The organism is Streptomyces sp. NPDC046915, assembly GCF_040644935.1.
Lineage (GTDB): Bacteria > Actinomycetota > Actinomycetes > Streptomycetales > Streptomycetaceae > Streptomyces.
Genome location: NZ_JBEYXB010000006.1, coordinates 102,731 through 116,529, shown reverse-complemented (window position 1 = coordinate 116,529; position 13,799 = coordinate 102,731). Strand labels below are relative to the sequence as shown.

At 69.7% G+C, this 13,799-nt stretch carries 11 protein-coding genes; 9 read left to right on the top strand and 2 right to left on the bottom strand.

Annotated features, from left to right (window positions below):
• Positions 1–51 precede the first annotated feature (51 nt).
• Positions 52–495 carry an SRPBCC family protein gene (locus ABZ915_RS17110; protein ID WP_361802770.1) on the bottom strand — a complete coding sequence of 148 codons (444 nt, stop codon included), beginning with the start codon at positions 493–495 and terminating at the stop codon, positions 52–54.
• Between the two features lie 201 nt (positions 496–696).
• On the opposite strand from ABZ915_RS17110, the gene ABZ915_RS17105 reads away from it, so the two are divergent.
• Both ABZ915_RS17105 and ABZ915_RS17100 read left to right on the top strand, forming a co-directional pair.
• Positions 697–1,749: an Rv2578c family radical SAM protein gene (locus ABZ915_RS17105; RefSeq protein WP_361802768.1), complete on the top strand. Its 1,053-nt coding sequence runs from the start codon at positions 697–699 to the stop codon at positions 1,747–1,749.
• A 136-nt stretch (positions 1,750–1,885) separates the two neighbouring features.
• Positions 1,886–3,484 carry an alpha/beta hydrolase gene (locus ABZ915_RS17100; RefSeq protein WP_361802765.1) on the top strand — a complete coding sequence of 533 codons (1,599 nt, stop codon included), beginning with the start codon at positions 1,886–1,888 and terminating at the stop codon, positions 3,482–3,484.
• A gap of 7 nt (positions 3,485–3,491) precedes the next feature.
• Here the strand turns inward: ABZ915_RS17100 and ABZ915_RS17095 are convergent, their stop codons facing one another.
• Positions 3,492–4,067, bottom strand: a complete 576-nt coding sequence (locus ABZ915_RS17095; protein ID WP_361802762.1) for an adenylosuccinate lyase — start codon at positions 4,065–4,067, stop codon at positions 3,492–3,494.
• Between the two features lie 409 nt (positions 4,068–4,476).
• Here ABZ915_RS17095 and ABZ915_RS17090 point away from each other — a divergent pair, with 409 nt between their 5' ends.
• The 7 genes from ABZ915_RS17090 to ABZ915_RS17060 all read left to right on the top strand — a co-directional run bounded on the left by ABZ915_RS17090 (position 4,477) and on the right by ABZ915_RS17060 (position 13,758).
• Entirely contained in the window at positions 4,477–6,282 is a 1,806-nt protein-coding gene (locus ABZ915_RS17090) for a 3-hydroxyacyl-CoA dehydrogenase family protein (RefSeq protein ID WP_361802759.1), read from the top strand.
• Positions 6,283–6,421: 139 nt separating this feature from the next.
• The gene (locus ABZ915_RS17085) at positions 6,422–7,237 is read left to right on the top strand and encodes a TetR family transcriptional regulator (protein WP_361802756.1); all 816 of its coding nucleotides are present in this window, start codon (positions 6,422–6,424) and stop codon (positions 7,235–7,237) included.
• A 440-nt stretch (positions 7,238–7,677) separates the two neighbouring features.
• Positions 7,678–9,015, top strand: coding sequence for a crotonyl-CoA carboxylase/reductase (gene ccrA, locus ABZ915_RS17080; protein WP_361803856.1), 1,338 nt, complete (start codon positions 7,678–7,680; stop codon positions 9,013–9,015).
• Between the two features lie 18 nt (positions 9,016–9,033).
• Positions 9,034–11,061, top strand: coding sequence for a protein meaA (locus ABZ915_RS17075; protein ID WP_361802753.1), 2,028 nt, complete (start codon positions 9,034–9,036; stop codon positions 11,059–11,061).
• Complete coding sequence (locus ABZ915_RS17070) at positions 11,058–12,023, top strand: CoA ester lyase (RefSeq protein WP_361802750.1); 966 nt, start codon at positions 11,058–11,060, stop codon at positions 12,021–12,023. Before ABZ915_RS17075 ends, ABZ915_RS17070 begins: the two co-directional genes overlap by 4 nt.
• Before the next feature lie 5 nt (positions 12,024–12,028).
• Positions 12,029–12,553: a MaoC family dehydratase gene (locus tag ABZ915_RS17065; protein WP_361802747.1), complete on the top strand. Its 525-nt coding sequence runs from the start codon at positions 12,029–12,031 to the stop codon at positions 12,551–12,553.
• Positions 12,553–13,758, top strand: a complete 1,206-nt coding sequence (locus ABZ915_RS17060) for an acyl-CoA dehydrogenase family protein (RefSeq protein ID WP_361802744.1) — start codon at positions 12,553–12,555, stop codon at positions 13,756–13,758. Before ABZ915_RS17065 ends, ABZ915_RS17060 begins: the two co-directional genes overlap by 1 nt.
• Positions 13,759–13,799: the final 41 nt, after the last annotated feature.

The window sequence follows — 13,799 nt, the reverse complement described above, 5'->3', positions numbered from 1 at the left end:
ACCGCACCGGGCCGCGTGGACATCCACTCGAACCGGTGAGTCAGGCTCGGGTCACTTCTCGACCTCGGCGGCGAGCTTGGCGAGGACGGCGTCGTAGATGCGGCCGAGACCCTTGGGGGCGAAGGTCTTCTCGAAGAAGCCGCCGATGCCGCCGGCGCCCTGCCAGGTGGTGGTGACGACGACCCGGGACTTCCCCTCTCCGGCGGGGGTGACGCGCCAGGTGGTGACCATGGAGGAGTTGCGGTCCTTCTCGACCAGCTCGCCGTCGGTGGGCTCGCCGACCTCGAGGAGGCAGTCGCGGACGCGCTTGCTGGTGGCCTGGAGCTTCCAGTGGACGAGGGTGCCCTCGCCGTCGCCGCCCTCGCGCACCTCGTACTCGCTGAAGTGCTCGGACAGCAGCCTCTCGCGCGTGCCGGTGTAGTCGGCGAGGGCGTCGAACACCTTCTCCGCGTCCGCTGCGACGACCCGCTCCGTGGTGGCCTCGACCTGCGCCATTGCGTTCCTCCAGGACCTGCTGTGCTCGGGGTTGCTCAGGGTTGGGGCAAGCCAACCACCCCGGTCCCCGGCCGCCCAAATCGGGGTGCCCACGGCTGTCCGATGCGGTTGCCATGCGGTCTTCGCGCGGTCGGAAACCACCCTTGCACGATCACGGGAACAGGTGTTCTATTCTGTGTTCAGCGCTACCGAGGAGGCCTGATGCGCTGGGAGAACCTCACAGCCGAGTCCGACCACGGCCGGGCCGACACCGCACTGTTCGATGCCGACGCGGTCACCACACGGACGATCGACACGCCGGAGTTCGCCGGGATCACCTTCCACGAGGTCCGGGCCCGCTCCATCCTCAACCGGGTGCCGGGCGCCTCTCGCATGCCCTTCGAGTGGACGGTGAACCCCTACCGGGGCTGCACGCACGCGTGCGTGTACTGCTTCGCCCGCAAGACGCACGGCTACCTGGACCTCGACACGGGCATCGGCTTCGACACCCAGATCGTGGTCAAGGTGAACGCGCCCGAGCTGCTGCGCCACCAGCTGGCCTCGCCCCGCTGGCAGGGCGAGCACGTCGCGATGGGCACGAACGTCGACTGCTACCAGCGCGCCGAGGGCCGCTACCGCCTGATGCCGGGGATCATCTCCGCCCTCACCGAGCGCGCGAACCCCTTCTCGATCCTGACCAAGGGCACGCTGATCCTGCGCGACCTCGACCTGCTCACCCGGGCCGCGCGGGCCACGGACGTCGGCATCTCGGTCTCCGTCGGCTTCACCGACCAGGACCTGTGGCGGACCGTGGAACCGGGCACGCCCGCGCCCGAGCGCCGCCTGGACGTCGTACGGACCCTCGGCGAGCACGGCATCGGCTGCGGGGTGCTGATGGCGCCGGTGATCCCGTTCCTCGGCGACCACCCCGACCAGCTGCGGGCCACCGTGCGGTCCATCGCGGCGGCCGGGGCCACCTCCGTCACCCCGCTGGTGCTGCACCTGCGGCCCGGGGCCCGCGAGTGGTTCATGTCCTGGCTGGCCGCCCACCACCCGCACCTGGTGCGCCGTTACGAGCGGCTGTACGCGGAGGGCGCCTACGCGCCGAAGTGGTACCAGCGCCGGATCACCCGTCAGGTCCACGAACTGGCCGAGGAGTACGGCATCGGCCCCACGCGCGCGGGCACGCACCGCAGGATCCGCCCGCCCGATGCGGACGAACCTCTTCCCACCGGGTCCGGCACCCGGGAACCGACGCAACTCACCCTGATCTGAGAGCGTTCGAGGGCATCCCACGGCCCAATCGGGTCAAGTATCCGCACAACACGTTCTCACCGGTGCGCTTGTCGGGACGATCCGGCAAGGACCGTGACCCTCGCGGTCCTTGCCCGCCGCCGTCCCGGGAGGACCCATGAGAACACGCGCAGCCGTGCTGTGGGCTGCCGTCGCCGTCCTCGCCGGGTCGGTCACGGCCGTCCCCGCGGACGCGAGCACACACGCGAGCACGGAACGGACCGCGCGGCCCGCGCCCGCCGCCCCGCCCGCCGAGCCCGCCTGGAAGAAGTGCGGCACCACCGACTATCCGACGCTCCAGTGCGCGTCCCTGAAGGTGCCGCTCGACCACGCCCACCCGGCCGGAGCGCAGATCACGCTCGCCCTCTCCCGCGTACCGCACACCGCCAAGACCTACCAGGGCCCGCTGCTGGTCAACCCCGGCGGCCCCGGCGGCAGCGGTCTGACACTCGCCGGCTTCGTCGCCTCGGCGCTGCCGAGGCAGGTGGCCGGCCAGTACGACGTGATCGGGTTCGACCCGCGCGGCGTCGGCAGGAGCACCCCCGCGCTGGACTGCGCGTCCGGCTCCTTCCGTCCCGTACGCCCCGACACCGTCCCCGCCACGCCCGCGCTGGAGAAAGCGGGCGTCACGCGCGCGAAGGCCTTCGCCGCCGCCTGCGGCAAGAAGTACGCGAGTGTACTGCCGTACATGGACACCGTCAGCGCCGCCCGGGACCTGGACACCGTCCGGCACGCCCTCGGCGCCGAGAAGGTCAGCTACTTCGGCTACTCCTACGGCACCTACCTCGGGGCCGTCTACGCCAAGCTCTACCCGCGACGGGTGCACCGGCTGGTCCTGGACTCCGTCGTGGACCCGACCGGCGTCTGGTACGACGACAACCTCGGCCAGGACTACGCCTTCGACGACCGCCACCGCGCCCTGATGGCGTGGATCGCCACGTACGACTCGACCTACCGGCTCGGCACCGACCCCGCGAAGGTCGAGGCCGCGTGGTACGCGATGCGGGCGGCGCTCGCGAAGAAACCCGCGGGCGGCAGGGTCGGCGCCGCCGAACTGGAGGACACCTTCATCCCCGGCGGCTACTACAACGGCTACTGGCCCTACCTCGCCGAGGCGTTCGCGGCCTACGCCCACGACAAGGACACCGGCCCGCTCCTCGAGGTGTACGACAAGCTGGCCGCGGTCGACGCCTCGGGCGACAACGGCTACAGCGTCTACTCCGCGGTGCAGTGCCGTGACGTCTCCTGGCCGCGCGACTTCGGCCAGTGGCGCAAGGACACCTGGGCGGTGTACGACCGGGCGCCCTTCATGGCCTGGAACAACGCCTGGTACAACGCGCCGTGCGCGTTCTGGCCGACGGACTCCCTGCGCCCGGTGGACGTGACCAACCGCGAACTGCCGCCCGCCCTGCTGTTCCAGGCGACGCACGACGCGGCCACCACCTACCAGGGCGGCGTGACGGTCCACCGCCTCCTCGCCGGCTCCAGCCTGGTCGTCGAGCAGGGCGGCGGCAACCACGGCATCACGCTGAGCGGCAACACCTGCCTGGACACCTATCTGGCCGCCTACCTCGCCGACGGTGAGGTCCCGCACGGCGGCGGCGAGGCCGACGCGCTGTGCCGGACCCTGCCCGACCCCAAACCGCTCGCCGCCAGAACGGCGTCCACCTCCTCCCGCGGCGCGCGCCTGCACCGGCTGCTCGGCTTCGGACGCTGAGGCGGGCTCACCGCTGCTTGGGGATCCGCGCCAGCGCATGCACCGCGGCCTCGGCGAGCGCCGGGTGCGCCAGGGACTCGTTCAGTACCCGCCTGGCCCGGTCGTCGCCCAGCTCGCCGAGCCCCTCCACGCAGGCGAGGGCCACCCGGCGGTAGGGGTCGTGCGGGCGCAGCCGCCGCTCCAGGGTGGTGATCAGCGCGGGCACGGACTCCGGCGCGCGCAGCTGAACCAGGAGCCGTACCGGGTGCAGGGCGTAGGCGACGCGCAGTTCGTTGGTGGCCAGCGCCGCGGCGGCGCGGGCGGTCCGCGGGTCGCCCAGGCGGGCCAGGGCGTGGGCGGCGGAGGCGCAGCGCGGCGGGTCGCGGTGGTTGAGCAGCAGCACGAGGGACTCGAAGGCGCGCCGGTCGCCCGCCAGCCCCAGCCTGAAGGCGGCCAGTTCCCTGGCCCACAGCGGCTGTCCGGGCGCGGTGAGCACTTCCCCCAGTTCGTCGGGGTCGCCGGTCGCCGCCAGGCGCTCGTACGCCGCCGAACCGCCGGACTCCCGCCGTAGACGCTCCGTGAGCGATCGCAACTCTTCGTCCACGAAGCCCAGCGTAGGGGTGTTGCGCGACGAGAGGGACCTACATCACAAACTCAGGGGGCTGGCGTGCTCGTTACCGGCGAGTTAAGCTCAGACGAGCGAGTTACCCACTCGCACTTCCGCTCGCGACGGTTTGGTGACGCGGCCGTCGTGAGCGCTGGTCGGTTCGGTACACCGTGTTTTCGGTGCACCGTGTTTCGGTACGTCGTGTACCGCAGTACGACTCGGCTTCGGGACAGAGCCGGTCGGATCCGCCGTTCCCGCGGGCGTTCGCGCCCGCCGCGACGGCACCGGGCGTGTGCGCTTGGCAGCCCGGCGAACACCCGCATTCACGCAGCTCTGTACGCCCCGGTGTGCGCCCCTCGGCGCACCCGGCGCGTTCTCGTCGTCACCCTCATTCCTGGAGTCCGCGATGGCCACTCCCCTGTCCGACACCCCTCTGTCCCAGCTCAAGACCGTTGCCGTCGTCGGCCTCGGCACCATGGGCACCGGCATCGCCGAGGTCCTCGCCAAGGCCGGCCGCGAGGTGATCGGCATCGACATCAGCGAGGCCCAGGCCGCGAGGTCCGTCGCCGCGCTGGAGACCTCCACCGCCCGCGCCGTGCGGCGCGGAAAGCTCACCGAGCAGGAGCGCGCCGAACTCCTCGGCCGGGTGCGCACCGCGACCGACCTCACGGCCGCCGCCGACGCCGACCTGGTCATCGAGGTGGCCCCGGAGTCGTACGAGGTCAAGCACCAGATATTCCGTGAACTCGACGGCGTCGTGCGGCCGGAGACGATCCTGGCGACCGGCACCAACGCCCTGTCGGTGACCCGCCTGGCGGCCGACTCCGCCCGCCCCGAGCGCGTGCTGGGCCTGCACTTCTTCAACCCGGCCCCGGCGATGAGGCTGGTCGAGGTCGTCTCCTCCGTGCTGACCGCGCCGGCGGCCGTCACCGCGGTCACGAATCTCGCCCTCGACCTGGGCAAGGAGCCCGTCGCGGTCGGTGACCGCCCCGGCTTCGTCGCGGACGGCCTGCTGTTCGGCTACCTCAACCAGGCCGCCGCGATGTACGAGGCGAAGTACGCCTCCCGCGAGGACATCGACGCCGCGATGCGGCTCGGCTGCGGCCTGCCGATGGGCCCCCTCGCCCTGCTGGACCTGATCGGCGTCGACACCGCACGGACCGTCCTGGACGCCATGTACGCCGAGTCCCGCGACCGGCTGCACGCCCCCGCCCCGATCCTGAAGCAGCTCAGCGAGGCGGGCCTGACCGGCCGCAAGTCGGGGCGCGGCTTCTACACGTACGAGGCGCCGGGCAGCGCGACCGTCGTGCCGGACGCCCTGACGCCCGGTTCCGCCGGCTCCGGGTCCTCCGGCCGTCCGGTCCGCTCCGTGGGTGTCGCGGGCTCCGGCACCATGGCCTCCGGCATCGCCGAGGTCTTCGCCAAGGCCGGGTACGACGTCGTCCTGGCCGCCCGCAGCGAGGAGAAGGCACAGACCGCGAAGGCCCGTATCGGCAAGTCGCTGTCCCGCTCCGTCGACAAGGGCCGGCTGACCGCCGAGGCCGCCGCCGAGACCCTGGACCGGATCACCCCGGCGGGCTCCTACGAGGCCTTCGCGGACGTGGACCTGGCCGTCGAGGCGGTCGCCGAGGACCTGGAGGTCAAGCGGCAGCTGTTCGCGACGCTGGACAAGGTCTGCAAGCCGGGCGCGGTCCTGGCGACCACGACCTCCTCGCTGCCGGTCGTCGCCTGCGCCCGCGCCACCTCGCGTCCGCAGGACGTGATCGGCATGCACTTCTTCAACCCGGCGCCGGCGATGAAGCTGGTCGAGGTGGTCCGTACGGTGCTGACGGCCGAGGACGTCCACGCCACGGTCCGCGAGGTGTGCGCCACGATCAGGAAGCACGCGGTGGACTGCGGTGACCGCGCCGGCTTCATCGTGAACGCGCTGCTGTTCCCGTACCTGAACAACGCGGTCAAGATGGTGCAGGAGCACTACGCGTCCCTGGACGACATCGACGCGGCGATGAAGCTGGGCGGCGGCTACCCGATGGGCCCCTTCGAACTCCTGGACGTGGTCGGGCTCGACGTCTCCCTGGCGATCGAGAAGGTGCTGCACCGCGAGTTCCGCGACCCGGGGCTGGCCCCGGCACCGCTCCTGGAGCACCTGGTGGCCGCGGGCTGCCTCGGCCGCAAGACCGGCCGCGGCTTCCGCGAATATGCCCGCCGCTGACCGTCCCGGCGACTGGGGCGGACTGCTCGACTCGGCTGCTTCTCCCCCGCCCACCCGACCCGGCGGCCCCCCGCCCCCGGAGGGCGGGGGAAACCCCGGACCTGCGCATCGAGCTGCGCACATGCAGTACGTTCGGGTCATGTCCCAGCCCGCCAAGTCCTCCCGTACACCAGCTACGCCCGACGCGCCGGAAAGTGCCGCAGGCGGCCGTGCCGCCGCCCAGCGGCTCAAGATGCGCCGAGAACTGGCGGCAGCCGCGATGGAGTTGTTCGCGACCAAGGGGTACGAGGCGACCACCGTCGACGAGATCGCGGCCGCGGCCGGGGTCGCGCGCCGCACCTTCTTCCGCCACTTCCGCTCCAAGGAAGAGGCGATCTTCCCCGACCACGACGACACGCTGATCCGCGCCGAGGCGGTCCTCAACGCCGCCCCCGCGCACGAGCACCCGCTCGACACCGTGTGCCGCGGCATCAAGGAAGTCATGAAGATGTACGCGGGCCGGCCGGAGATCTCGGTCGCCCGCTACAAGCTGACCCGCGAGGTGCCCACCCTGCGTGAGGCGGAGATCGCGTCGGTGGCCCGCTACGAGCGTCTGTTCACCCGCTATCTCCTCGGCCACTTCGACGAGCACGCGCACGACGACGACGCCAACGACGACCCGCTGCTGGCGGAGGTCGCCGCGTCCGCCGTGGTCACCGCCCACAACCACGTCCTGCGCCGCTGGCTCAGGGCCGGCGGGCAGGGCGACGTCGAGACCCAGCTCGACCACGCCTTCGCGATCGTGCGGAAGACCTTCGGCACCGGCATCGGTGCCGGGCGCGACACCGCCCCCAGGCAGGCCCCCTCCCCTGCGGCGGTCGCCGCGCACGGCGAGGTGCTGGTGACGGTCGCGCGCACCGACGCCCCGCTGGACGAGGTCATGCGGACCATCGAGGAGGCCCTCAAGGACCGCTGAGTGCGCCCTCCGCACCCTTCGCCACTGTGATGACGGCCACCCCACCGGGTGGCCGTTTTGGCATGTCAGAGCACCTTTTCGCGCGGATTTCAGAGACCGTTCGATCGATCATCGCTCATTTGTTACGTAAAGATTTCAGGTGAGAGGAAGTTCTGGCACTCAGTGCCTTGCGACATGACACGGGGTGTCATACGTTGAAGGAGTCCGGGCGGCCGGCGCGCAGCGACCTTTCGCGCGTCGGCTGTCCCCGCAAGCCGGACGGCCTGCGCGCCCGGACGCCTGCGTCACAGGCAACCTCCCGCGCCACAAAGCGCTGCCGAAGCACCACCGCCGAACCGACGGCAATCCTCACCCACCCCTCAGCAGCACTCATCGCAGCACCGACGAACCCTCAGCGCCCCTCCCTCAGGGCGCTCACCGCCGGAGGCAACACCGTGACCGTGAAGGACATCCTGGACGCGATCCAGTCGAAGGACGCCACGTCCGCCGACTTCGCCGCTCTGCCGCTCCCCGAGTCGTACCGCGCGATCACCGTGCACAAGGACGAGACGGAGATGTTCGCGGGCCTCACGACCCGCGACAAGGACCCGCGCAAGTCGATCCACCTCGACGAGGTGCCGCTGCCCGAGCTCGGCCCGGGCGAGGCCCTGGTGGCCGTCATGGCCTCCTCGGTCAACTACAACTCCGTGTGGACGTCGATCTTCGAGCCGCTGTCCACGTTCGGCTTCCTGGAGCGCTACGGCCGCACCAACGAGCTGGCCAAGCGCCACGACCTGCCGTACCACATCATCGGCTCCGACCTCGCGGGCGTCGTCCTGCGCACCGGCCCCGGCGTCAACGCCTGGAAGCCCGGTGACGAGGTCGTCGCGCACTGCCTGAGCGTGGAGCTGGAGTCGAGCGACGGCCACAACGACACCATGCTCGACCCCGAGCAGCGCATCTGGGGCTTCGAGACCAACTTCGGCGGCCTGGCAGAGATCGCACTTGTCAAGTCCAACCAGCTGATGCCGAAGCCGGACCACCTCAGCTGGGAGGAGGCCGCCGCGCCCGGCCTGGTCAACTCCACCGCCTACCGCCAGCTGGTCTCCCGCAACGGCGCCGGCATGAAGCAGGGCGACAACGTGCTCATCTGGGGCGCGAGCGGCGGCCTCGGCTCGTACGCCACGCAGTTCGCGCTGGCCGGCGGCGCCAACCCCATCTGTGTCGTCTCCAGCCCGCAGAAGGCGGAGATCTGCCGCTCGATGGGCGCCGAGGCGATCATCGACCGCACCGCCGAGGACTACAAGTTCTGGAAGGACGAGCACACCCAGGACCCGAAGGAGTGGAAGCGCTTCGGCAAGCGCATCCGCGAGCTCACCGGCGGCGAGGACATCGACATCGTCTTCGAGCACCCCGGCCGCGAGACCTTCGGCGCCTCCGTGTTCGTCACCCGCAAGGGCGGCACCATCACCACCTGCGCCTCGACCTCGGGCTACATGCACGAGTACGACAACCGCTACCTGTGGATGTCCCTGAAGCGGATCATCGGCTCCCACTTCGCCAACTACCGCGAGGCCTGGGAGGCCAACCGCCTCATCGCCAAGGGCAAGATCCACCCGACGCTGTCGAAGGTGTACGCCCTCGGGGAGACCGGCCAGGCCGCCTACGACGTGCACCGCAACCTCCACCAGGGCAAGGTCGGCGTCCTGTGCCTGTCCCCCGAGGAGGGGCTGGGCGTGCGCGACGAGGTCAAGCGCGCCCAGCACATCGACGCCATCAACCGCTTCCGGAACATCTGAGGACCGCGGAGGCCATAGATGACTGAGCGTCAGAAGGACCGGCCGTGGCTCATGCGCACGTACGCCGGTCACTCCACCGCCGAGGCGTCCAACGAGCTGTACCGGCGCAACCTCGCCAAGGGCCAGACCGGCCTGTCGGTCGCGTTCGACCTGCCGACGCAGACCGGCTACGACTCCGACCACATCCTCGCCCGCGGCGAGGTCGGCCGGGTCGGCGTGCCGGTCGCGCACCTCGGTGACATGCGCCGGCTGTTCCAGGACATCCCCCTGGAACAGATGAACACCTCGATGACGATCAACGCCACGGCCATGTGGCTCCTGGCGCTCTACCAGGTCGTCGCCGAGGAGCAGGGCGCGGACATCACCAAGCTCCAGGGCACGACCCAGAACGACATCGTCAAGGAGTACCTGTCCCGGGGCACCCATGTGTTCCCGCCGGGACCGTCGCTCCGGCTGACGACCGACATGATCGCGTACACGGTCTCCCACATACCGAAGTGGAACCCGATCAACATCTGCAGCTACCACCTGCAGGAGGCGGGCGCCACGCCGGTCCAGGAGATCGCGTACGCGATGTCCACCGCGATCGCCGTCCTCGACGCCGTGCGCGACTCCGGGCAGGTGCCGCAGGAGCGCATGGGCGATGTCGTCGGCCGTATCTCCTTCTTCGTGAACGCGGGCGTCCGCTTCGTCGAGGAGATGTGCAAGATGCGCGCCTTCGGCCGGATCTGGGACCGGATCACGCGCGAGCGCTACGGCATCCAGGACCCCAAGCACCGCCGCTTCCGCTACGGCGTCCAGGTCAACTCCCTCGGCCTGACCGAGGCGCAGCCCGAGAACAACGTCCAGCGGATCGTGCTCGAGATGCTGGCCGTGACCCTCTCCAAGGACGCACGCGCCCGTGCCGTGCAGCTGCCCGCCTGGAACGAGGCCCTGGGCCTGCCCCGGCCCTGGGACCAGCAGTGGAGCCTGCGCATCCAGCAGGTGCTCGCGCACGAGAGCGACCTGCTGGAGTACGAGGACATCTTCGCGGGCTCGACGGTGATCGAGGCGAAGGTGGGCGAGCTCGTCGAGGAGTCCCTCGCGGAGATCGAGCGGATCCAGGAGATGGGCGGCGCGATGGCCGCCGTCGAGTCCGGCTACCTCAAGTCGCAGCTGGTCGCCTCGCACGCCGAGCGCCGGGCCCGGATCGAGTCCGGCGAGGAGAAGATCATCGGTGTCAACGCCTTCGAGGGCACCGAGCCGAACCCGCTGACGGCCGACCTGGACACCGCGATCATGACGGTCGACCCGGCGGTCGAGGCCCGCGTCATCGCCTCGCTCCAGCACTGGCGCGACACGCGGTACCAGCCGCCCTTCAACCACCCGCGCCCGTGCAAGGCGCTGGAGCGGCTGAAGGAGGCCGCCAAGGGCACCGACAACCTGATGGAGGCCACCCTGGAGTGCGCCCGCGCCGGCGTCACGACCGGTGAGTGGGCGGGCGCGCTGCGCGAGGTGTTCGGGGAGTTCCGGGCACCCACCGGGGTGTCGTCCGCGCCGGTGGCGGTCGCCGCCGAACCGGGCTCCGCGCTCGCCGACGTCCGCGCCAAGGTGGACGCCACCGCCCGTGAGCTGGGCGTGGGCAAGCTGCGCTTCCTGGTCGGCAAGCCCGGTCTGGACGGGCACTCCAACGGCGCCGAGCAGATCGCCGTACGGGCCCGTGACGCCGGCTTCGAGGTGGTCTACCAGGGCATCCGGCTCACGCCCGAGCAGATCGTGGACGCGGCCCTCGCCGAGGACGTGCACGCGGTCGGCCTGTCGATCCTCTCCGGTTCGCACGCCCAGTTGGTCCCGGACGTGCTCGAACGGCTGCGTGTGGCCGGTGCCACAGATATACCGGTGATCGCCGGTGGCATCATCCCCAACGGTGATGCCGAGCAGCTCAGGGCCGCCGGAGTGGCCGCGGTCTTCACCCCGAAGGACTTCGACATCACCGGAATCATCGGCCGCATCGTCGACGAGATCCGGAAAGCGAACAAGCTCGACCCCCTGGAGGTCCCCGCATGACCACGCCCGTCAACCGTCTGCGTCCGCGACGCTCCTGCCTCGCGGTCCCCGGAAGCAATCCCCGCTTCCTGGAGAAGGCGCAGGGCCTCCCCGCCGACCAGGTCTTCCTGGACCTGGAGGACGCGTGCGCGCCGCTCGCCAAGCCCGAGGCGCGGCACACCATCGTCAAGTTCCTCAACGAGGGCGACTGGACGGGCAAGACGCGGGTCGTGCGCGTCAACGACTGGACGACCGAGTGGACGTACCGCGATGTCGTCACGGTGGTCGAGGGCGCCGGCCAGAACCTCGACTGCATCATGCTGCCGAAGGTGCAGACGGCCCAGCAGGTCGTGGCGCTGGACCTGCTGCTGACGCAGATCGAGAAGACGATGGGCTTCGAGGTCGGCAAGATCGGCATCGAGGCGCAGATCGAGAACGCGCAGGGCCTCAACAACGTCAACGAGATCGCGCAGGCCTCCCCGCGCGTCGAGACGATCATCTTCGGCCCGGCCGACTTCATGGCGTCGATCAACATGAAGTCGCTGGTCGTGGGCGAGCAGCCGCCCGGCTACCCGGCGGACGCCTACCACTACATCCTGATGAAGATCCTGATGGCCGCCCGCGCCAACAACCTCCAGGCGATCGACGGCCCCTACCTCCAGATCCGCAACATCGACGGCTACCGCGCGGTCGCCCAGCGTGCCGCGGCACTCGGCTTCGACGGCAAGTGGGTGCTGCACCCGGGCCAGGTCGAGGCGTCCAACGAGATCTTCTCGCCCTCCCAGGAGGACTACGACCACGCCGAGCTGATCCTGGACGCGTACGACTACTACACGTCCGAGGCGGGCGGCAAGAAGGGCTCCGCGATGCTCGGCGACGAGATGATCGACGAGGCCAGCCGCAAGATGGCCCTGGTCATCTCCGGCAAGGGCCGCGCCGCCGGCATGCAGCGCACCAGCAAGTTCGAGATCCCGGAGGCCTGAGGACCATGCAGTTCGGGCGCACCTACGAGGAGTTCGAGGTCGGGGCGACGTACAAGCACTGGCCGGGCAAGACGGTCACCGAGTACGACGACCACCTGTTCTGCCTCCTCACCATGAACCACCACCCGCTCCACATGGACGTCAACTACGCCGAGAAGACCACGGACTTCGGCAAGAACGTCGTCGTGGGCAACTACATCTACTCCCTCCTGCTCGGCATGTCCGTCCCGGACGTCTCCGGGAAGGCGATCGCCAACCTGGAGATCGAGTCGCTCAAGCACGTGGCGCCGACCTTCCACGGCGACACGCTCTACGGCGAGACGACCGTCCTCGACAAGTGGCCGTCGAAGTCGAAGAACGACCGCGGGATCGTCTACGTCGAGACCAAGGGCTACAAGCAGGACGGCACCCTCGTGTGCGTCTTCCGCCGCAAGGTGATGGTGCCGACCGAGACGTACATCAAGGAGCGCGGCGGCGAGCAGCCGGGCCGCCCCGAGCTGAACGCACCTTCAGAAAAGACGGAGAAGTAATGGCGCGCCTCGCCCAGACCGCCGGTCTGACCGACGTCCAGCGGGAGATCCTCTCCACCGTTCGGGACTTTGTCGACAAGGAGATCATTCCGGTCGCCACCGAGCTGGAGCACCGCGACGAGTACCCGCAAGCGATCGTGGACGGCCTGAAGGAACTCGGCCTCTTCGGTCTGATGATCCCCGAGGAGTACGGGGGCCTGGGCGAGTCGCTCCTCACCTACGCCCTGTGCGTGGAGGAGATCGCCCGCGGCTGGATGTCGGTCTCCGGCATCATCAACACGCACTTCATCGTGGCGTACATGCTCAAGCAGCACGGCACGCAGGAGCAGAAGGACCACTTCCTCCCCCGGATGGCGGCCGGTGACATCCGGGGCGCGTTCTCGATGTCCGAGCCGGGCCTCGGCTCCGATGTGTCGGCGATCACGTCGAAGGCGGTCAAGGACGGCGACGAGTACGTCCTGAACGGCCAGAAGATGTGGCTGACGAACGGCGGTACCTCGTCGCTCGTGGCCGTCCTGGTCCGCAGTGACGAAGGACACCCTGAGGGTACGGCGCCCCACAAGTCGATGACGACCTTCCTGGTGGAGAAGGAGCCCGGCTTCGGCGAGGTCCGCCCCGGCCTCACCATCCCGGGCAAGATCGACAAAATGGGCTACAAGGGGGTGGACACCACCGAACTGATCATGGACGGGCTACGGATTCCGGCCAATCGGGTGCTCGGTGGCGTCACCGGCCGAGGTTTTTACCAAATGATGGACGGCGTGGAGGTCGGCCGCGTCAATGTGGCGGCCCGTGGCTGCGGCGTCGCACAGCGTGCGTTCGAACTGGGCGTCCAGTACGCCCAGCAGCGGCACACCTTCGGCAAGCCGATCGCCCAGCACCAGGCGATCCAGTTCAAGCTCGCGGAGATGGCTACCAAGGTCGAGGCCGCGCATGCCATGATGGTCAACGCGGCCCGCAAAAAGGACTCCGGTGAGCGAAACGACCTCGAGGCAGGGATGGCGAAATACCTCGCCTCCGAGTACTGCAAGGAGGTCGTGGAGGACTCTTTCCGGATCCACGGCGGCTACGGCTTCTCCAAGGAGTACGAGATCGAGCGCCTCTACCGCGAGGCTCCGATGCTGCTCATCGGTGAAGGCACCGCCGAGATCCAGAAAATGATCATCGGTCGCAGATTGCTCGAAGAGTATCGGTTCCAAGGCTGATTGTCCGGATGCGGGGTGTTTTCTTCGAGAAGAAGATCACA